Genomic DNA, 19340 nt, shown 5'->3' on the forward strand with positions numbered 1-19340 from the left:
CACACAGCTTACGGCTCTCATGCAGCACACTGAGCGCATGTACTTCGTGGGCCTCGACCTCGCATGGGGGCAACGCAAGCCCAGCGGTGTGGCCGTCCTCGACGACGCCGGCAAACTGGTGCACGTCGGCGCAGCCACCGACGACGCCAGCATCCGGGCGGCACTGCAGCCGTACGTCCAGGACGAGTGTCTGGTCGCCTTCGATGCGCCTCTGGTGGTGGAGAACGACACCGGCCAGCGGCCGTGCGAGAAGGCGCTCAACGCCGACTTCGGCCGTTTCCAGGCGGGCGCGCACCCCGCGAACAAAGGCAAACCCGAGTTCGCCGGCACTCCGCGCGCCAGGAAACTGGCCGACGACCTTGACCTCGACATCGATCCGGCGTCCACCGCAAGCAGGCGCGCCATCGAGGTGTATCCGCACCCGGCGACAGTGGCGCTGTTCCGGCTGGGCCGCACGTTGAAGTACAAGGCCAAGCCTGGCCGCACCGTCGCCCAGCTGCGCTCGGAACTGCTGCGGTTGATGGATCACATCGAGGGGCTGCCGCTCATCACCACCGACTGCCCGGCCTGGCACGACCTGCGTGACTCGGTGGAGCAGGCCACCCGCAAAAGCGAGCTTCGCAAGGCCGAGGATCCCGTCGACGCCGTGGTGTGCGCCTACGTCGCCCGATTGGTCCATGAGTCGCCGTCCGAGGTCACCGTCTACGGCGACCTCGAGACCGGTTTCATCGTCACCCCGACGCTGCCCGCCGACCTGGAGCCTGCCGCCCCGGAAGCCACCCCCGGGGCGGTGCATGACGCCATCACCGAGTATGCCCGGCGTAGACCCGCTCTCAAGGTCAGCACCGCGCACTACCTCGACCTGGTGACCGCGCTGCTGGACGACGCCGGCATCAACTATCTCAGTGTCACGGCGCGCACCAAGACCATCGCGTCCTTTGCCGCCAAAGCCGACCGCACCGTCGACGGCCGGCGGCTCTACACCGATCCACTCGCCGAGATCACCGATCAGATCGGACTGCGGGTCATCACCTACGTCCGCGACGACGTCGCGACGGTCGCGACGCTGCTGGCCGACGGGATGCGGCTGCTCGACGACCGCGACATGGGGGTGGAAACCGCCAGCGCGGGCCGGTGGGGATACGCCAGCAGGCACTTGCTGGTGGCCGTCGAAGGTGAGCAGCAGCCGGCCTCGATCCAGGTCCGCACGGTGCTGCAGCACGCGTGGGCGGAATTCGAACACGACATCCGCTACAAGGGCTCGGTCCCCGAGGACGACGCGCCCGATCTGGATCGCCGCTTCACCCTGGCCGCCGGGCTGCTCGAGCTCGCCGACCGCGAGTTCTCCGCCATCCGGGAGCGGCTGCGCTCCACCACCCCGGCACCGGCGGAGGAGCCGACGCAGGATCCGCGCATCGCCACGCCGGTCCTGGCCACCTATCTGGGTAACCGGTTCCGCGACGCCGGCTGGTCGCGCACCGACCACTACGCCTGGATCTCCGGTCTGCTGCTCGAACTCGGTATCGACTCGCTCGACCGGCTGGACGAGGTGCTCGACGGCATCGACACCGAGGCGGTGAACGCCGCGATGGACTACCGCTTCCCGCCGGGGGCGGTACGCCGCCTGGACGACGCCCTGCTCCGCGCGTTCGGGCGGCGCTACATCGAACTGCAGGGCAATGCTCACCGGGTGGAGCAACTGGAGGCCCGGGCCACCAAATTCGGTGACTTCTAGTCCGGCGCGTCAGCCAGATGACTCGGATCGGTGATCTGGCCCTTCAACCCCATCTGTTTGTTGATCAGCGTGGTGATGAAGAACAACACGATGCCGATCACGATGAGGATGCCCGCCACCAGGTACTGCTGCGGGTCGCGCCCGGACAGCGGCGTCACCAGGTACAGCGACACGATGAAACCGACGATGGGCAGCACGGTCGGCGTCTTGAAGTGCTCACCGTTGTTCTGGACGTCTTTGCGCAGCACCAACACCGCGACGTTGACCACCGCGAACACCATCAACAGCAGCAGTGACGTGGTGCCACCCAGAATCGAGATGGCATTGGCACTGGCGAATCCGGAAACGTAGAAGATCAGCCCGAACGCGATGGCCGTGGTGAACATGATGGCCACCCACGGGGTATGGCGCTTGGGATGCACCGCACCCAGCACAGGCGGCAGCACGTGCTGGCGCGCCATGCCGTAGATCAGCCGGCTGGCCATCAGCATGTTGATCAACGCGGTGTTGGACACGGCGAACATGGTGATGAACGGGAAGATCTCGTCGATGGGCAGCCCCGGCGCGGCGGCGCGCACCACGTCGACCAGCGGGGTGTCGCTCTCGGTCAGGTCGCCGATCGGGACCAGCGCCACCGCGATGATGGACACCAGGATGTAGACGATGCCGGCAATCGACAGACCGGTCAGCAGCACCTTGGGGAAAATCCGTACCGGGTCCTTGGTTTCCTCGGCCATGTTCACCGAGTCCTCGAAACCCACCATCGCGAAGAACGCCAGCGAGGTGGCCGCTGTCACCGCCACGAAAGCGCTTCGCTCGTCTTCACTTTCGAACATGACGACGCGGGAGAAGTCGATGTTGTCGCCACCCTGGGTGAAAGCCCACAGGCCGACCAGGATGACGGTCAGCAGACCGGTGATCTCGACGATGGTCAATCCGACGTTGAGTTTGACGCTCTCACTGACGCCGCGCAGGTTGATGGCGGCCAGTGCCGCCATGAAGACCAGGGCAATGGCTCCGACGCCGACCTTGCCCCAGTCCAGGCCGAATCCTTCGACCGCGTTCGACGCGAACGCCCGTGACGCGGTGGACGCCGATGTGATGCCCGAGCACATCACGATGAAGGTGATCAGGAACGTCACGAAGTGGATGCCGAAGGCCTTGTGCGCGTACAGCGCAGCGCCGGCGGCCTGCGGGTATTTGGTGACGAGCTCCAGATAGGAGAACGCGGTGATGGTGGCGATCAGGAAGGCCACCAGGAACGGCAGCCAGGCCGCTCCGCCCACCTCTCCGGCGACCTGTCCCGTCAGCGCGTAGACACCGGTGCCCAGGATGTCGCCGACCACGAACAGCAGCAGCAGTCCCGGGCCCATCACCCGTTTGAGCTTCGGCTGTTCCTCGACGTCCGACTGCGCCATATCTCCTCCTAGCGGGGGGTGGGATGCGCCTTTCATCATCGGTCAGCGCAGAGGGGTGAAACTGCTCAATCGGGCAAACCGGTCCAATCGGTGGACGTTTCGGTCAGTGTGGCGACCTGTTCGAGGAAATGGGCTACCTTTGCCGGGTTCTCGGCACGTTGCCAGCCGAAGGTGGTGGGACGCTGGGCCCGGTCATGCCAGAAGTGTCCTGCCGCCGACTCCGGCCGGGTGGCCACCAGCCAGACCGCGGTGTCGGCGCCGTCGGCGGCATCACGCAACAGCGGCTTGGTCAGCTTGTCGAACAGGGGCAGGTACTCCGTGACACCCGGGGTGCTCGCCCAGCCGGGGTGCATGCTCTCCACCCGGACGTCGGTGCCCGCCAGCCGCCGCGCCCAGGCGTCGGCCAGTACCACCTGCATGCGTTTGGTTCTGGCATATGCCTTGGCGCCGGTGTAGCCGGCGCGGAACTCCAGGTCGTCATCGACCAGCGGTGCGGTGTACATCCCGCCCGAGGACATCCACACCACCGACGCGCCGGCGGCGGCACGCAGCAGCGGCAGCAGTTCCTCGGTCATCAGGTGCGGGCCCAGGACATGGGAGGCCAGTTGGACCTCGTGGCCCTGCTTGCTCTCCACGCGCTCGGGTGGCATCGAGCCCGCGTTGTGCACCAGGCCGCGCAGCGCGGGGATGCGGGCAGCCAGATCGGCGGTCCAGGCCCGGACGGCATCCAGGTCGGAGACGTCGCAGATCTCCTCGATCACCTGCGCGCCCGGAACGGCGCCGCGGATCTTGCCCGCCGACGCCGTCACCTTGGCTTCGCTGCGACCGACCAGGTGCACGATGGCATCCAGTTCGGCAAACGACCGGGCCATGGCCTCACCGATGCCCGAGGTGGCTCCGGTGACCACCACCCGCTGGCCGGCGAGGTCTTGGCGGGTGGGGTCAGCCGGCCACCAGTGGCGACGCAGCTGTGAGCCCACCTTGGTGTAACCCAGGACCACTGACCGGTCCAGCGCCGTGTCCACCACAGCGGTGAAATTCATGACGGGTTAGGTAACCACCCGCGTCGATCGTCAAACCCGGGCGGCCCGCTTGTCGTATGGCGCGAACACGTCGATGACGTCGATCAAGGTGGCTCGTGCGGTCTCGCGCGGCGTTCCGGCGTTGTCCACCAGGGCGGAGACCACGGCGCCGTCGACGGCACAGACCAGCGCCGACAGCGTTTCGCCTCGCACGCACCGGCCTGATCGTTCGAGCACTTCGCTCACGGCCTCGGTGCGTTGCTGCAGGATTCTGCGCTGAACTGCACGCAAGGCCGGCTGGCGGGCGCACGCGATGTACCGCTCGTAGCGCGAGATCAGCTGATCATCGGCCACGTTGTCGTCGACCAACAGGTCCACCAGGACATCGACGGTGGCTTCGGGGCCCCGCCTGCGCCGGGACAGCCCCTCGATGTGGCCGCGCATCTTGGCGGCCTCCACGAGGCCGATGTGTTCGACCGCGGCGACCACCAGGTCATCCAGCGACGCGAAGTAGTAGGTGGTGGACGCCAACGGCAGACCTGCGCGACTGGCAACCGCGCGGTGTCGCACCGCTTCGAAGCCTCCCTCACACAGCAGCTCAGCGGCGGCGCGCACGAGTGCGTACCGCCGACGTTCTCCTTTCGGAGTCACTGCTGCCGTCACGGTTAGCATGCTGCCAGCCACCCCGGTCACGCTGGGCGTTTTCGCTCAAACCAGCCTCTGGACCCAGCTTGTTCACCCGGCGATGGCAAGATTGCCGCCATGCCAGAGCTCAGCCGGCGCGCCGTCTTGCGTCTTGGAGCCGGGGTGGCGGCGGCTTCGGCGGCCAGTGCCCTGGCACCCGCCATCGCCATGGCGACGCCCGCGCCCACGATGGTCACCGGATCGTTTGTGTCCGCGGCCCGCGGCGGGGTCGCCACCAACTGGGCGATCGCGCGGCCACCGGGGCAGACGGAGCAACTGCGGCCGTTGATCGCGTTGCACGGCAAAGGCAGCGACGCGGCCACGGTGATGGCCGGCGGTGTGGAGCAGGGGCTGGCCCAGGCGGTGGCCGCGGGCTTGCCTCCGTTCGCGGTGGTGGCCGTCGACGGTGGTGGAAGTTATTGGCACAAGCGCACATCCGGTGAGGATTCGGGCGCCATGGTGCTTGACGAACTCATTCCCATGCTGGGCTCGCAGGGACTGGACACCTCGAGGGTGGGGTTCATCGGCTGGTCGATGGGCGGGTACGGGGCGCTGCTGCTGGGTGCCCGGCTCGGAGCACCGCGCACTGCGGCCATCTGTGCTGTCAGCCCGGCGCTGTGGCTGTCGTCGGGAGCGACGGCCCCTGGCGCGTTCGACGGGGCCGACGACTACGCGGCCAACTCGGTCTGGGGGCTACCGGAACTGGCCTCCATCCCCGTTCGCATCGACTGCGGCACCAGCGATCCGTTCTACTCAGCGACGCAGGAATACATTGCGCAGTTGCCCACCCCGCCTGCGGGCGGGTTCTCCCCCGGCGGTCACGACGGGTCGTTCTGGAGTTCGCAGCTGCCGGCCGAACTGACTTGGATCGCACCACTTCTGACCGCCTGAGCCCTATCGTGCCAATTATCGGCGCGAAACAGAAACTCCGTTGAATGTAACGTTTCAATCCTGTCCGGACACCCGCGTGACCCGCTATGGTCGGTCCATACCGCAGGCCAGACGGGAAGGCACGAACCGTGCACTGGGATCAGATGACGACATCATCGAACCCGATATCCGACAGGTTGGCCGGAAAAGTCATCGTCGTCGCAGGCGCCGGCGGCATCGGTGATGCGCTGGCGCGCCGCTACGCAGCCGAGGGCGCACAGGTGGTCCTCGGCGACCTCGACGCCGACCGGGCCGCGGCGGTGGCCGCCGAGATCGGCGCCGTCAGCGCCCACCTCGACGGAGCCGACGACGATTCCGTGGCCGCGCTGGTGGGGTTGGCGATGTCGAAGTACGGTCGGCTCAACGGATTTCACGCCAACTACGCGAACTTCGCCGACGGACTGTCCCCCGCCGGGGTTGATCTGCCGTTGCCGGATTTCGACGCGGTGATGAACACCAACGCCCGCGGGTATTTCCTGTGCTCGCGGCACGCGGTCCCCGCCCTGGTGGACTCGGGTGGCGGATCGATGGTTTACACCTCCTCCGCACAGGCCAGCACCGGCAGCCCGGTGCGTGTGGCCTACGGCATGAGCAAGGCCGCCGTGCACGCACTGATGCGCACCGTGGCCGCACGGTACGGGTCGAAGAAGGTCCGTGCCAACGCCATCACCCCCGGCCTGATCCTGCACGAGAATCTCCCGGAACTACCAGAGGCCGTCGCCGCCTCGGCGAAGGCAATGGCCGCCATCAAACACCGTTTCGGTCAGCCTGAGGACATCGCCGCCATGGGCGCGTTCCTGATGTCGGAGGACTCCAGCTTCGTCACCGGTCAGGTGCTCGCGGTCGACGGTGGGGTCACGATGCGACCGTAGGATGACCGGATGCCGTTCACACACATCGTGATGTTCAAGTGGAAAGACGAATCCTTCGCCGGCCAGCCGGTGGCCGACGCACTGCAGGCGGTGGTCGCCACGGTCGACGGTGTGCAGAGCTACGTCTGCGGGCCCGACATCAACTTCTCACCCGGTAGTGTCGACTTCGCCGTGGTCGGCACCTTCGATGACCGCGACAGCTTCGTCGCCTACCGCGATCATCCCGAACACCAACGCATCATCAACGAGATGATCGTCCCCAACCTCGACACCAGGACCGTGGCGCAGCTCGAGAGCTGACTCACCTCGCCCGGTACTCCGCCACAATCGGCGCCAACTCGTCCGGGGTGCCACCGTGCATGATCACCGCGTCGGCGCCGTAGTCGAATTCCTTGCGCACCCGGTCCACACACTGACGCGCCGACCCGGTGGCCGACGGCTCCAACCATTCCTCAGGGATCAGGGCGGCGATGTGCTCGATCTGCCCGGCACTGGCCTTGTGGTCGATACCGCCGGCAATGGACTGCACCACGGCGTCATCGCGGAAGCGTTGCAGCACAGCGGGATCCCAATTATTGGTACTGACAAGCAGATCGCCATAACCCTGCAGGTAGGTGGCCAGCCTAGCCACGGTCTTCTTCAGCCGCAGTTCCTCGGGTAGATGGTCGCCGACGGTGGCCAAGCAGGACCACACCCGGACCGCGTCGGGGTCGCGGCCGGCCTGCTCGGCGGCCTCCTTCACCGTCTTGACGCTGCGTGCCAAGGTTTCCGGCGTGAAGTAGGTGTGCAGGATGACGTCGTCGAAGGCACGGCCGCCCAGCGCCAGGGTCTGCGGCCCAAAGGCTACGACGGCCAAGCGGATGTCCTCGCGGAAGTCGGCATCGAGGAACAGCACCGGGTACTCGCCGATGGGTCCGTCGTGGTTGAAGATCAGCTCACCGCGCCACAGCCGCCGCATCACGGCGGCGAAGTCCTCCATCTGGGCTGTGGTCACCGCGGGCACCCCGAAGGCGTTGTACATTGCCGCGATGCCACGGCCGATGCCGAGGGTGAACCGACCGCTGGACAGCCGGTGCATGGTGGTGGCCCAGGACGCGGTGATCAGCGGGTGGCGGGTGTTGTGATTGGTTGCGGCCGTGGCGATCTGCATGCGGCTGGTCACCGCGCAGGCCGCGCCCACCAACGACGAGGCCTCTTTGACGTTCCAGCGCTCAGAGATGAAGGCGCTGCCGAACCCCAGCTGCTCACCCCGTCGCGCCTCGTCCATGAGAGACGCGGGCCCTTCGCCCCCTGCACCGGCAAGTAGGTAGTACCCCAGCTCATCGAGCACCCGATCGGTCACATCCAGACTCCTTGCTTGCAGCCGCAGTTGCAGAGACCTCGCAGTTCCGCGGTGTGACCACCACTTGACGGCGATGAGTTCCGTTACCTCACGTGCCCGGTCCCCGCCGACAGCGATCACGCCGCGCAGTGAGCATCACTACCCGATCCCCTGCACAGCAAAATAGGCAGATGCCCGCCGAGCGGCCAGATCGGGGTCGGCGAACAGGCCGATCGACCCAGCGACGCGCACCAGTTCAGCCAGGTGGAGCAGGCTGCGACCGGTCTCGAAACCACGCAGCATCCGGAAGTGGTCCTGCCCGCCGTCCAGGTAGGTCAGCCACGCGACACCTACCTTGTAGTACTGGGTGGGCGCGCTGAACACCAGCCGACTCAGTGGCAACGTCGGCTCCAGGATGTCGCGGAACCCGTCGACATCACCGACATCCAGCCGCGCGAAAGCCGCCGACGCGAACCGCGGCACGGCGGCGAACGCACCCAGTAGGGCATCGCTGTGCCGCGTTCCGTCACCGGCGACCAGGTCGACGTAGTTGAAGTCGTCGCCGGTGAACACCCGCGCCGGTGCCGGGATCATCTCGCGCAGCAGCGTTTCCAGCGCCGCGTCCAGGAGTGACACCTTGATGCCGGACACCTTGTCGACATGGGCGCCGATGATGTCGACCACGCCGGCCATGGCGGCTTTGGGTTCGTCGTGTCCCCAGTAGCCGGCCAGCGCCGGGTCGAACATGGACCCGAGCCAGTGCAGGATCACCGGGCGGGTGGCGTGCTCCAGTACCTCGCCGTACACCCTGGCGTAGTCGTCGGGGCTGCGAGCCACCCGTGCGAGGTGCCGGCTGGCCATCATGACGACGGAGCCGCCCGCACCTTCGATATCGCTGATCTGTTCCAGGTAGGCATCACGGATCTCATCCAGACCCGGGCTATCGCTGGATATCTGGTCGGTGGCTACACCGACCACCACCTGCCCGCCGCGATCGCGGGCATCTGCCAGCGTACGCAGCGCCAGCTCCCGGGCACCCGCCCAGTCCAGCCCCATTCCGCGCTGTGCGGTGTCCATGGACTCTGCCACGCCCAATCCCAGCGACCAGAGCCTGCGGCGCAGTTCAACCGTGGCGTCCCAGTCGATCTGGTCCACCCCCGCCACCGCGTCGCAGGCCCGCAACGGGTCGGCCACCACATGCGCGGCGGCATACACGATCCGACTGCTCGGCGGTGTCGAGGCAACGACCAGGGCAGCAGGCGCGGCCAGCTGTACCGCAGACAGTGTGCCGTCGGCATCCGGCAGGATCAGTGGTGCCATCAGCGGGCATCCAATCCGCCGTCGGCGAGCACCGTCTGGCCGGTGATGAAACTGGCGCCGTCGCTCACCAGGAAGCACAGCAGTGCGGCGATCTCCTGCGGCTGGGCAGCGCGACCCAGCAGGTTGGTGGCCACCTCCTTGCGCACCTCGTCCGACCACGACTCGGACATGTCGGTCAACACGAACCCGGGGGCCACGGAGTTGACGGTGATGGACGGAGCCAGGGCCTTGGCGAAGGACACGGTGACGTTCTCCAACGCGGCCTTGGCCGCGGAGTACCCCGTGACCTCCGGGCTGGCCAGGTTGTCCCGGCCCCGGATCGACGACACAGTGACAATGCGGCCGCCACCGTTGGCCTGCATGGACGGAGCCAACGCCCTGATGAAGTTCACCGGGCCCAGCACGTTGGAGCGGTACTCCGCGATCCAGTCCTCGGTGGAACCAGTCAGCGCATCGGTAGCCAGGACGCTGCCCAGCGTGCAGATCAGGGCGTCGATGGGCCCCACCTCGGCCAGCGCGGTGTCGACCATCTGCTGCACCGCGGCGGCGTCCTGCCCGTCGCAGTGATAGGCGGGAGCGTCAAGCTCTGCCGACAGTTGCTTCAAGGCAACGGAATCACTGCGACCATGCAGGATCACCCGCGAGCCACGGGCCACTTCCTGGCGCGCTGCGGCTGCGCCGATACCGCGGGAGGACCCGGCGATGAGCACTGTTCTTGTCATGATGTCGTCCTCCCGGAACGGGTCTGACCGGTGGCCATGAGGTAGGCGCCGGCAAGGGAATCGATGAGGTTGGTTGAGTCGGCGGGCCCGGAGGCGGCCAGCACTCGCTTGAGAATCGACTGGGCGCCGGGCGTGGTGAGCAGCAGGCTCTGCACCAACGCGTCAGCCGCCCGCTCCGCATCGGCGTCCACGATGTCAACGATGCCGAGCCGGAACGCCTCGGCGGCCTCAATCGGTTGGCCCGTCAGGGCCAGTCGCCTGGCCGCGGAGGTACCGGCGATCTCGCTGATGCGGGCCAACCCGGCCCACCCCGGGGTGGTTCCCAGCGTCGCTTCCGGAAGGCCCAGCTTCGCATCGTCGGCGGCCACCCGGAAATCACAGTGCATCGCCAGTTCCAGGCCCCCGCCGTAGGCGCCGCCGGCCAGCACCGCAATGGTGGTTTGCGGTAGCTCGGACAGCGCGCGAAAAACCTGCTGCCCCAGTCGCGTCCAGCGCCGAAGAACCAGTTCAGCTGTCACGCCGGAAAATTCGGTGGTATCCGCGCCGGCGCAGAACACCGGACCTGCGCCGGCGAGCAGCACCACCCGGGCCTCTGAGACGGCGACCTCGTCCAGGCGGCCGCGCAGCTCGGTGATCAAATGTGTGCTCAGCGCATTGCGTTTGCGCGGACGGTCCAGCTCCACTCGCGCCACGAGGCCCGAAAACTCCAGCCGCACAACCCCGTCGGTCACAACAGGTTCCGCTGCAGGCTCGTCCATCGACGCTCGGTCAGTAGATCGATATTGGCCCGGCCGCCCAGATCGTCGCCCAGGCCCGAGGCTGCAGTGCCTCCGAACGGCACCTGCGACTCATGCATGGCGGTGCCGTCGTTGACGTGCACCATACCGGAGCGCACCTGGTCGGCCACGCTCCACGCCTTGTCGAGATCGCGGCTGAACACCGACGTGGACAGTCCGAAGCGGGTGCCGTTGACGATCTTGAGAGCTTCGTCCACGGAGTCCACCACCGTCACCGGAGCGATGGGCGCGAACACCTCCTCGTCGTGCAAGACCATGCCGGGCCGCACCTGGTCCACCACGGTTGGGCGCAGGAACACCCCGTCGGCGGTGCCACCCTCGACCACCCTGGCCCCGAGGTCGACGCTGCTGGTCACCATGGCCAGTGCCTTGTCCACTTGGTGCTGCGACACCATGGGACCCAGGTCCACCTCAGCGGTGTACGGATCGCCGACGGTCAGCCGGGCTGCCTCGGCCGACAGCGCCGCAACGTAATCCGCGGCGACATCGGCGAGCACGACATGCCGGCCGGTGGCAATGCACACCTGCCCCTGATGCCCGAATGACGACCCGGCACCGCACCGCGCGGCCAGTTCCACGTCGGCATCTGCGAGCACGATGCTGGCATTGTTGCCGCCGAGTTCGAGCGCCACCCGCTTGAGCAGTGGCGCGGCGGCCACGTTGATACGACGGCCGGTGTCCTCGGACCCGGTGAAGTGGATCATGTCGACCTGAGGATGGTTCACCAAGCCGGCTCCGGCCGGTCCGCCGGTGAGCACCTGGACCACTCCTGCGGGCAGCCCGGCTTCGGCGAGTACCTCGGCCAACATCAGTCCGCCGGTGAACGGGGTCTCCGGGGCGGGCTTGAGCACTACCGTATTGCCCAGCGCGATCGCCGGCGCCAGCACCCGCATGGCGATGTGCACCGGGGCGTTCCACGCCGTGATGAGCCCGACCACGCCGACGGGACGGCGCTCGACGATGTTGACCCGGCCGCGCTGACCGGACGGAATGATCTCACCCAGCGGAGTCGTGGCCAGTTCTGCGGCCTGGAAGAACTCGATGACACTGGCGCCGATCTCCCCTTCTGCCTTGGGGCCGACGGCGCCGCCCTCGCGGATCAGGACGTCTTTGAAGCGGCCCGCTTCGCGCTCCAGGATCGCCCCGCCGCGGCGAAGGACCGCCGCCCTTTCGGTGGCCGGGGTGGCGTACCACTCCCGTTGGGCAGCAACAGCTCCCGATACCGCACGGTTGACGTCGGCGTCGGTGGCGATGACGGACTCGCCGATCACTGCGCCGCTGGCCTTGTCGGTGACGGGCAGGACGTCGCCATCGGAACCGACGAACTCGCCATCGATGAACAGGGTCCGCCGGAGGGCGTCGTTGAGTGTCATGGGTTCTCCTAGGGGTCAGGACCAGTCGGCGCGCACGGCGGCCCGGCCGAGCATCAGGGCATGGATCTCGCTGGTGCCGTCGATGATCTGGGTGATCTTCGCGTCGCGCATCAATCGTTGCACCGGGTAATGCAGATGCACTCCGTAACCCCCGAGCAGTTGCACGGCCTCGACGGTGTGACGCATGGCGGCGTCGGTGGCGAACATCTTGGCTGCCGAGATCAGGTGGGAGTCGCCACCGCCGCCGGAGGCATAGCTGGTGACGCCGTCGCGCAGTAGCCCACGGGCGGCCAGGTAGTCAGCGTGCAACCTGCCCAGCTTCTCCTGCACGATCTGCAGATCGGCCAGCGACTTGCCGAAGGCCTGCCGGTCTCGCACGTATGTTCCGCATTCCCGCAGTGCTGCCCGCATGAAGCCCACTGCGTAACAGCCGGCGTCGAGGCGCGCCAGATTGAGCCCTTCGAGCATGCCGCGGAAGCCGTCGGTCTGTAGCCGCCAGTCCGACGGCACCCGACAGTTGTCGAAATGAACGTTGGCCATGGGCATTCCGCGAAACCCGGACATCGGCTCGTCTTTGCCGACGGTGACCCCGGGGGTGTCCAGCGGCACCACGAACGCGGCGGTGGGGGCCTCTCGGTCCGCTGAGCCCAGTTTGGTCAGCACGATGCAGAAATGTGCGGCCGGGCTCTGGGTGATCCACGCCTTTTCCCCCGTGATGCTGATCGTTCCGTCGCTGTGTTCGACAGCCACGGTGCGTCCGGCCCGGATGTCGGTGCCGGAGTGTGGTTCGCTGAGTGCGAAGCTGCCGCGCAGGGAACCGTCGATCAGACCGGGCAGCCAGCGGTCTCGGATATCGGCCGGGGCATAGGCGGCCAGTAGGTAACCGTGCAGCCGGGCGATCGAGATGCCCAAGGCCACCGCGCCGGAGTACGACGCCACCAGTTCGGTGGTCTCGTGTGCCAGGGCGAACATCATCGGGTCGATGCTGCCGTCGTCACCGAAGATCAGGCCCTGCAATCCGAGATCGGCGGCATCGGCCAGCAGTTCCGGGAAGAACTTACCGGACAGATCGATGTCTTGGGCGCGCGGACCCACCCGCGTGGCGCAGAAGTCCTGCACCACGCCGAGGAACTGCTCAGCGTCGGCGTCCAGGGAGTAAGGCCCCCCTCGTGAGATCAAAGAGGTCACGACGGGACTCCGTTGTCGGCCCACTCGTAGCGGATCACACCGCGCAGATTCTTGCCGGCCAGCAGGTCGTCATAAGCGTCGTTGATCTGTTCGATGCGGTACTCCTTGGTGACCAGGCCGTCGAGATTGATCTGTCCGGAATCCCACAGCTTCAACATCTTCGGGATGTCGTTGCGGGGGTTGCAGCCGCCGTTGAGAGAGCCGGTGAGCGTCTTCTGCCACAAGACGAAGTCCGACGGATTGATCGGGATGCTCGGCTGGTCGTGCCGCGTCAGGCCGACGACGGCGACGGTGCCGCTCTTACGGACCGACCGCACGGCTTGTCCGATGGTCTCGGCGGTTGCGATGGCCTCGAAGGCCTTGTCGACGCCGACTCCCCAGGTGAGTTCGGTAGCGAACTCCACCGGATCGGTGACGTTCGGGTTGACGGTGTGGGTGGCGCCGAACAGTTTGGCCTGCTCCAGTTTCCAGTCGTTGGTGTCGCAGGCGATGATGCGCTTGGCGCCGGCGATCTTGGCGCCCTGCACGATGTTCATCCCGATGCCGCCAACGCCGAAGACCATCACGTCGTCGCCGAACTCGACACCTCCGCGGTAGATCGCGGTGCCGACACCGGTGGTGACGCCGCAGGCCACCAGGCAGGCCCGCTCGAGGCGATAGTGTTTGTCCACCTTCACCACGGACTGGCCGGGCACCACGGTCCACTCACTGAACGTGGACACCAGGCAGAACTGTCCTAGTTCAACTCCGGCGTCGTCACGAAACCGGAAGGTCCCGTCGATCTGCGGCCCCTGCACCGTATAGGCGCCCAGATCGCACAGGTTGGTCTGGCCGTCGGTGCACCAGCGGCAGGTACCGCAGGACGGCAGGTAGGACATCACGACGTGATCGCCGGGTACGACGTGGGTGACGTTGGCACCCACCTGTTCCACCACACCCGCGCCCTCGTGGCCGAAGATCATGGGCAGCGCGGCGATCTGGTCACCCGTGACGTGGTGCATGTCGGAATGACAGACCCCGGAGGCCACCAGGTGCACCAACACCTCATTTGCGCCGGGCTCGTCGAGTTCGACTTCTTTGACGTCGAAGCGAGTGTTCAATCCATAGGTGACTGCGGCTCGGGTACGCATGTCAATTCTCCTCTTGGGTCAGGGTTTCGGGGGTTCGACGGCGGGACATGAAGAGCGACGCCGACATGGTCGTGATGTCGTCGGCGAGCTTGGGCCGGAAGTCCATCAGAGCGATCACCTGCTCGGCGGTCCAGCCGGGCGCCACCTCTGTCAGGACGGGGCCGTCGTCGCCGAGGGCGAACACCGCGCGTTCGGTGACGTAGATGACCTCCTGGCCACGTTCCCGGGCGAGATGGGCGTTGAACGTGACCTGGCGTACCTTGTCGATGAACTTGCGATGCCTGCCTTCCGCGGTCACCTTCGGGTGTCCCTCGGTGAGGTCGATGCGCAGTCCGCCCGCGGTGAGCGTCCCGCAGAACACCACCTTCTTGGCCGCCTGCGAGATGTTGATGAATCCGCCCGCACCGAAGATACGACCGTCGACCAGAGATGAGTTCACGTTGCCCTCTTTGTCGACCTCGGCGAAGCCCAGACATGCCACATCCAGGCCGCCGCCGTCATAGAAGTCGAACTGCGAGGCGTGTTCGATGACGGCTTCTGGGTTCCAAGAGACCCCGAAGATGACTCCCCGTTCGGGGACGCCGCCCACCATGCCCTGTTCGACGGTCAGAGTGATCTCTTTGAGCCGATCCTCTTCCAGTGCGGCAGTGGCCACCCCGTCGGCCATCCCGACCCCGAGGTTCACCACCGAGGCCGGCTTGATCTCGTCGAGTGCCCTGCGCGCCACCACTTTCCGTTCCGACAGCGGCATCGCAGGCGATCGCCCGAACGGCACGTACACCTCGCCGGAGAAGGCGGGGTTGTATTCGTTGATCGCGGTCTGCCACTGGTCTTCCTGCACCACCACGATATCGACCAGATGACCTGGCACCACCACACTCTTGGGATTCAGCGTGTGTACGGCAGCGACGCGCTTCACCTGGGCGATCACCAGTCCGCCACTGTTGCGTGCCGCAGTGGCCGCAGCCAACACGCCCAGCTTGGCTGTCTCATGTTCCAGCGTCAGGTTGCCGTGCTCGTCGGCAGTGGTCCCGCGGATGAACGCGACGTCGAAGGAGGGGCTGGGATAGAACAGGTACTCCTCGCCTTTGATATCCATAACCTCGACGAGCTCGGTGGTGGTGGCGCTGTTGAGCCGGCCGCCGCCCTGGCGGGGGTCACAGAACGTGCCCAGCCCCACCTTCGTCACCAGGCCTGGTCGCTTGGCGGCACTTTCGCGCAGCAGCTGCGCCAGCACACCCTGTGGCAAGTTGTAGGCCTCGATGTCCCCGTCATGGGCCATCTTCGACAGCGTGGGAGTCATGGCCCAGTGCCCGGCGATGGCACTGCGCAACAACCCCGGCAATGCCAGCACGTCCATACCGGAACCGTTGCGGTCGCCCACGCCGCTGCAGAAGTACGCGGCCAACTCGATCGGCCCGCCGGTGCGGCGGTACCGGTCAGCCAGGGCGTTGAGCAGACCCGATGGCTCGATGACGCCACCACCGGAAGCCTCGACGAGCAGCCGTGCCCGGTCCGGAATCCGTTCCACGGCATCCTGTGCCGACAGGAACTCGGGTGCAGTCAGTTGACTGATCCTCATGGCATCGCTCCTCCCCCATTGACATTGATGGTCTGGCCGGTGACAAAGCTGGCTTCCCCGCCCACCAGCCAGGCCACCGCGGTGGCCACTTCGTCCGGTGTGCCGAACCGGCCCATCACCAACGCCCTGGTCTTCTGATCCACCCATTCCGGGGTGGCGTGCACCGCGGTCATCGGCGTCTCGATCGGGCCGGGCGCCACACAGTTCACCCGAACCGCCGGCCCCAGCTCCCTGGCCAGAGCGCGGGTCAGCCCGCCCACCCCCGCTTTGGAGGCGGTGTAGGCGGCACAGTTGATGCCACCGACGTATCCGATCTGGCTGCCGATGGTGACGACGGCGCCACCGGTCTTCGCCAACTCCTCGGCGGCCGCTTTGACACAGAGGAAGGTGCCGGTGAGGTTGACGGCGATGGTCTGGTTCCAGGTGGCCAGATCCAACTCGGGAAGGAACGTCTGTTCCATCACCCCGGCCAGGGTGACCAGCGCGTCGATCCGGCCGAACTCCTGCACCGCCGCTGACATCAGCTGAGCGACATCAGTTTCGGAGGTGACATCGGCAGGCACCGTCAACGCCTCGGCAACATCAGGTGCCGCACTGCCCGGGTGATACCCCAGCACCAGCGAGAAGCCGTCCTTGGCCAGCCGCTGGGCCACGGCGCGACCCAGGCCACCGTCAGCGCCGGTGAGCACCGCGACTCTGTCAGTCATCGGCCACCGCCCCTTGGAACGCCAGCTTCATGACGGCTTCTTCGGAAGCCTCGGCACGGCTGAGTTCGCCGACGGTGCGGCGGGCCCGCATCACCACGATACGGTCGGAGGCGCCGAGGAGTTCCGGCAGCACCGACGACACCATGATGATGGCCATGCCCTCGTCGGCCAGGCTCCGGATCAGCCGGTGCACTTCAGCTTTGGCGCCCACGTCGATCCCGCGGGTGGGCTCGTCGAGCAGCAGCACCTGCGGTCTGGTGGCCAGCACCTTGGCAAGTGCCACCTTCTGCTGGTTGCCGCCGGACAGCGCCCCCACGGGCATGGCGGGGCTGGCGGCTTTGATGCGCAGTTCCTTGAAGAACCGGTCGACGATCTTGGCGCCCTTGCGCCGGCGCAGCCATGGCCCGGTGCTCATGGCGGCCAGGCTGGCCAGTTCGATGTTGGTGCTGATGGGCAGGCCCAGGTGCAGGCCCTGGTTCTTGCGATCCTCGGGCACCAGTGCGATACCGGTGTCCAAGGCCGCGCCGGGATGACTCGGGCGGTGCGGTTTGCCATGAAACGACATGGTGCCGGCCGTAATTCGGGTGGCCCCGTAGATCGCGGCCAGCACCTCGGTGCGGCCACTGCCCACCAGGCCCCCGATACCGAGGATCTCGCCGGGGCTGACCTTGAGTGACGCCGACACCACCCCGGGCGCGCTGATACGGTCCACGGACAACACCGGCGCTTGGCGATCGGCCGTCTCCTCGTGCCCGTGGTACACGGATTCGAGATTGCGTCCGATCATGTGCCTGATCAGCGAGTCCTCGGTGAACTCGGCAGCCGGGGCGGTGATGATGTGTCTACCGTCCCGCAGCACGCTCACAGTGTCGGCGTACTCCAGCACTTCCGGCAGGTCGTGGCTGATCAGCACCACCGTGGCGCCGTCGTCCCGCAGCTCCCGCAGCAGACCCAGCAGCCGCACCGAATCATCGTGCGGCAGTGACGATGTGGGCTCGTCGAAGAACACCACCTTCACGTCCTGGGCCAGGATGCGGGCGATCTCGATGAGCTGTTGCTCAGCTATCGACAACTCGCCGGCCTGGCGGCGCGGGTCGATATCCAACCCCACCCGCTTGAGGTGTTCACGGGTCTGCTGGGCCAGGGCGCGCCGATCGATCACACCCCAGCGCGACGGCTCGGCATTGACCAGGACGTTCTCCGCGACGGAGATGGATCCGATCACCGACAGCTCCTGGTGCACGATGCCGATGCCAAGCGCGGAGGCCTGGGTGGGGTTCTTCGGGTTGATCGGCTGCCCGTCGAGGGTGATGGTGCCGGAGTCAGCCGTCTCGAACCCTGAAAGAATCTTCGACAACGTGGACTTGCCGGCGCCGTTCTCGCCGACCAGCGCGTGGATCTTGCCCGGCTCCAACGTCACCGAGACGTCTTCGAGCGCAGCGATCCCCGAGTAGTGCTTGGAGATCCCGTTTGCCCGCACCAGACCTGTGCGGGCGGGGGCGGCCACACTCATTCGCCCGGCTCCCCTCGGGTGACGCGGTCGAGCACCACCGCGGCCACCACCACGGCACCGGTGACGATCTGCTGCCAGTAGAACGGCACGTTCATCAGTGTCAGCCCGTTACCCAGCACGGCGATCACCAACGCGCCCAGGAATGTGCCGGCCAGCCTGCCGCGCCCGCCGAACAGGCTGGTACCGCCCACCACCACGGCGGCGATGACGTCCAGCTCGAATCCCACCGCACCGGCGGGCTGGCCCGAGGACAGTTTGGCGGTCAGGATCACCGACGCGATCCCCGCGCACAGACCGGCAAAGGTGAAGGCGAACAACAACACCCGGTTCACCCGGATGCCGGACAGACGCGCCGCTTCGCGGTTGCCGCCCACCGCGTAGATACGGCGCCCGATCTTGAGCCGGTGCAGGATCACGTAACCCACGGCGAATGTCACTGCCATGATGATCACGGGGATGGGCACCGGCCCCACCTTGCCGACACCGATCTGGTTGAAAGTGCTGTTGCCGATGGAGATCGGGTAGCTGTCGGTGACCAGCAGGGCGATACCGCGCAGGGCCGTGAGTGTCGCCAGCGTCGCGATGAACGCAGGCACCCGGCACAACGTGATCAGCACCCCGTTGAGGAACCCGCACGCGGTGCCGACCACCAGGCTGAGCAACACCGCCACCACCGCCGACGCTCCCGTCGAGAGGATCGCGTGCTGCAGGTACAGCGCCGCGATACTGCCGGTGAGAGCCACCACGGAGCCGACCGATAGATCGATGCCCGCCACCAGGATCACCACGGTGGCGCCTACTGCGGCGATCGCCGTGATCGACACCTGCTGAAGTACGTTGGTGAGGTTGGCACCGCTGGTGAAGTTGGGCGCGCTGACCGCGAACACCGCGGCCAGTAAGACCAGCGCAACAACCGGACCCAACTGAGCGAGCTTGCGGAGGTTGGGTGCGCCCATCCCTTTACCCTTGGGCTCCAAGGCATCCGGTGGACGAGGTGGTGCCGAGGTTGTGGTCATCAGAGCTCCG

General features: G+C 66.8%; 18 protein-coding genes. 4 read left to right on the plus strand and 14 right to left on the minus strand.

Translation table 11 applies throughout. The features are described from left to right. Nucleotides 1-37 precede the first annotated feature (37 nt). Nucleotides 38-1735: a bifunctional ribonuclease/(p)ppGpp synthase gene (gene relZ / locus BVC93_RS08415; RefSeq protein ID WP_157516823.1), complete on the plus strand. Its 1698-nt coding sequence runs from the start codon at nt 38-40 to the stop codon at nt 1733-1735. Here relZ and BVC93_RS08420 read toward each other — a convergent pair. From BVC93_RS08420 to BVC93_RS08430, 3 genes are all read right to left on the minus strand, one after another. After that, nucleotides 1732-3153, minus strand: a complete 1422-nt coding sequence (locus BVC93_RS08420; RefSeq protein WP_083736774.1) for an APC family permease — start codon at nt 3151-3153, stop codon at nt 1732-1734. The genes relZ and BVC93_RS08420 overlap by 4 nt on opposite strands. A gap of 65 nt (nt 3154-3218) precedes the next feature. After that, entirely contained in the window at nt 3219-4196 is a 978-nt protein-coding gene (locus tag BVC93_RS08425) for an SDR family NAD(P)-dependent oxidoreductase (protein WP_083736775.1), read from the minus strand. A gap of 30 nt (nt 4197-4226) precedes the next feature. Then, entirely contained in the window at nt 4227-4847 is a 621-nt protein-coding gene (locus tag BVC93_RS08430) for a TetR/AcrR family transcriptional regulator (RefSeq protein WP_157517192.1), read from the minus strand. A 90-nt stretch (nt 4848-4937) separates the two neighbouring features. Here BVC93_RS08430 and BVC93_RS08435 point away from each other — a divergent pair, with 90 nt between their 5' ends. From BVC93_RS08435 to BVC93_RS08445, 3 genes are all read left to right on the plus strand, one after another. Beyond that, on the plus strand, nt 4938-5750 hold the full coding sequence (locus BVC93_RS08435; RefSeq protein WP_192860228.1) for an alpha/beta hydrolase: 813 nt from the start codon (nt 4938-4940) through the stop codon (nt 5748-5750). A 143-nt stretch (nt 5751-5893) separates the two neighbouring features. After that, nucleotides 5894-6661, plus strand: a complete 768-nt coding sequence (locus tag BVC93_RS08440; RefSeq protein WP_083740898.1) for an SDR family NAD(P)-dependent oxidoreductase — start codon at nt 5894-5896, stop codon at nt 6659-6661. A gap of 9 nt (nt 6662-6670) precedes the next feature. Beyond that, on the plus strand, nt 6671-6961 hold the full coding sequence (locus BVC93_RS08445; RefSeq protein WP_083736777.1) for a Dabb family protein: 291 nt from the start codon (nt 6671-6673) through the stop codon (nt 6959-6961). A 1-nt stretch (nt 6962) separates the two neighbouring features. Here the strand turns inward: BVC93_RS08445 and BVC93_RS08450 are convergent, their stop codons facing one another. From BVC93_RS08450 to BVC93_RS08500, 11 genes are all read right to left on the minus strand, one after another. Then, complete coding sequence (locus tag BVC93_RS08450) at nt 6963-8036, minus strand: TIGR03857 family LLM class F420-dependent oxidoreductase (RefSeq protein ID WP_157517193.1); 1074 nt, start codon at nt 8034-8036, stop codon at nt 6963-6965. A gap of 105 nt (nt 8037-8141) precedes the next feature. After that, the gene (locus BVC93_RS08455; protein ID WP_083736778.1) at nt 8142-9302 is read right to left on the minus strand and encodes a dihydrodipicolinate synthase family protein; all 1161 of its coding nucleotides are present in this window, start codon (nt 9300-9302) and stop codon (nt 8142-8144) included. Beyond that, nucleotides 9302-10024: an SDR family NAD(P)-dependent oxidoreductase gene (locus tag BVC93_RS08460; protein WP_083736779.1), complete on the minus strand. Its 723-nt coding sequence runs from the start codon at nt 10022-10024 to the stop codon at nt 9302-9304. Before BVC93_RS08460 ends, BVC93_RS08455 begins: the two co-directional genes overlap by 1 nt. Further along, nucleotides 10021-10755, minus strand: a complete 735-nt coding sequence (locus tag BVC93_RS08465; protein ID WP_236950297.1) for an enoyl-CoA hydratase/isomerase family protein — start codon at nt 10753-10755, stop codon at nt 10021-10023. The genes BVC93_RS08460 and BVC93_RS08465 overlap by 4 nt, the downstream gene beginning before the upstream one ends. Further along, entirely contained in the window at nt 10752-12194 is a 1443-nt protein-coding gene (locus tag BVC93_RS08470; protein WP_083736781.1) for an aldehyde dehydrogenase family protein, read from the minus strand. The genes BVC93_RS08465 and BVC93_RS08470 overlap by 4 nt, the downstream gene beginning before the upstream one ends. 15 nt (nt 12195-12209) lie before the next feature. Continuing rightward, nucleotides 12210-13382, minus strand: a complete 1173-nt coding sequence (locus BVC93_RS08475) for an acyl-CoA dehydrogenase family protein (protein WP_236950298.1) — start codon at nt 13380-13382, stop codon at nt 12210-12212. Further along, the gene (locus tag BVC93_RS08480; RefSeq protein WP_083736782.1) at nt 13379-14512 is read right to left on the minus strand and encodes a Zn-dependent alcohol dehydrogenase; all 1134 of its coding nucleotides are present in this window, start codon (nt 14510-14512) and stop codon (nt 13379-13381) included. The genes BVC93_RS08475 and BVC93_RS08480 overlap by 4 nt, the downstream gene beginning before the upstream one ends. A 1-nt stretch (nt 14513) precedes the next feature. Next, nucleotides 14514-16094 carry an acyl CoA:acetate/3-ketoacid CoA transferase gene (locus BVC93_RS08485; protein ID WP_083736783.1) on the minus strand — a complete coding sequence of 527 codons (1581 nt, stop codon included), beginning with the start codon at nt 16092-16094 and terminating at the stop codon, nt 14514-14516. Then, on the minus strand, nt 16091-16801 hold the full coding sequence (locus BVC93_RS08490) for an SDR family NAD(P)-dependent oxidoreductase (RefSeq protein WP_083736784.1): 711 nt from the start codon (nt 16799-16801) through the stop codon (nt 16091-16093). The genes BVC93_RS08485 and BVC93_RS08490 overlap by 4 nt, the downstream gene beginning before the upstream one ends. Beyond that, the gene (locus tag BVC93_RS08495; protein ID WP_083736785.1) at nt 16794-18314 is read right to left on the minus strand and encodes a sugar ABC transporter ATP-binding protein; all 1521 of its coding nucleotides are present in this window, start codon (nt 18312-18314) and stop codon (nt 16794-16796) included. Before BVC93_RS08495 ends, BVC93_RS08490 begins: the two co-directional genes overlap by 8 nt. Continuing rightward, nucleotides 18311-19330, minus strand: coding sequence for an ABC transporter permease (locus BVC93_RS08500; RefSeq protein WP_083736786.1), 1020 nt, complete (start codon nt 19328-19330; stop codon nt 18311-18313). The genes BVC93_RS08495 and BVC93_RS08500 overlap by 4 nt, the downstream gene beginning before the upstream one ends. Nucleotides 19331-19340 lie beyond the last annotated feature (10 nt).

The sequence above is a fragment of the Mycobacterium sp. MS1601 genome (genome assembly GCF_001984215.1).
Taxonomy (GTDB): domain Bacteria; phylum Actinomycetota; class Actinomycetes; order Mycobacteriales; family Mycobacteriaceae; genus Mycobacterium.

Bases quoted from the DNA above. Each gene is read 5' to 3' on its own strand.
- relZ (WP_157516823.1), top strand. From the start codon at position 38: ATGTACTTCGTGGGCCTCGACCTCGCATGGGGGCAACGCAAGCCCAGC.
- BVC93_RS08420 (WP_083736774.1), bottom strand. From the start codon at position 3,153: ATGGCGCAGTCGGACGTCGAGGAACAGCCGAAGCTCAAACGGGTGATG.
- BVC93_RS08425 (WP_083736775.1), bottom strand. From the start codon at position 4,196: ATGAATTTCACCGCTGTGGTGGACACGGCGCTGGACCGGTCAGTGGTC.
- BVC93_RS08430 (WP_157517192.1), bottom strand. From the start codon at position 4,847: ATGCTAACCGTGACGGCAGCAGTGACTCCGAAAGGAGAACGTCGGCGG.
- BVC93_RS08435 (WP_192860228.1), top strand. From the start codon at position 4,938: ATGCCAGAGCTCAGCCGGCGCGCCGTCTTGCGTCTTGGAGCCGGGGTG.
- BVC93_RS08440 (WP_083740898.1), top strand. From the start codon at position 5,894: ATGACGACATCATCGAACCCGATATCCGACAGGTTGGCCGGAAAAGTC.
- BVC93_RS08445 (WP_083736777.1), top strand. From the start codon at position 6,671: ATGCCGTTCACACACATCGTGATGTTCAAGTGGAAAGACGAATCCTTC.
- BVC93_RS08455 (WP_083736778.1), bottom strand. From the start codon at position 9,302: ATGGCACCACTGATCCTGCCGGATGCCGACGGCACACTGTCTGCGGTA.
- BVC93_RS08460 (WP_083736779.1), bottom strand. From the start codon at position 10,024: ATGACAAGAACAGTGCTCATCGCCGGGTCCTCCCGCGGTATCGGCGCA.
- BVC93_RS08470 (WP_083736781.1), bottom strand. From the start codon at position 12,194: ATGACACTCAACGACGCCCTCCGGCGGACCCTGTTCATCGATGGCGAG.
- BVC93_RS08480 (WP_083736782.1), bottom strand. From the start codon at position 14,512: ATGCGTACCCGAGCCGCAGTCACCTATGGATTGAACACTCGCTTCGAC.
- BVC93_RS08485 (WP_083736783.1), bottom strand. From the start codon at position 16,094: ATGAGGATCAGTCAACTGACTGCACCCGAGTTCCTGTCGGCACAGGAT.
- BVC93_RS08490 (WP_083736784.1), bottom strand. From the start codon at position 16,801: ATGACTGACAGAGTCGCGGTGCTCACCGGCGCTGACGGTGGCCTGGGT.
- BVC93_RS08495 (WP_083736785.1), bottom strand. From the start codon at position 18,314: ATGAGTGTGGCCGCCCCCGCCCGCACAGGTCTGGTGCGGGCAAACGGG.
- BVC93_RS08500 (WP_083736786.1), bottom strand. From the start codon at position 19,330: ATGACCACAACCTCGGCACCACCTCGTCCACCGGATGCCTTGGAGCCC.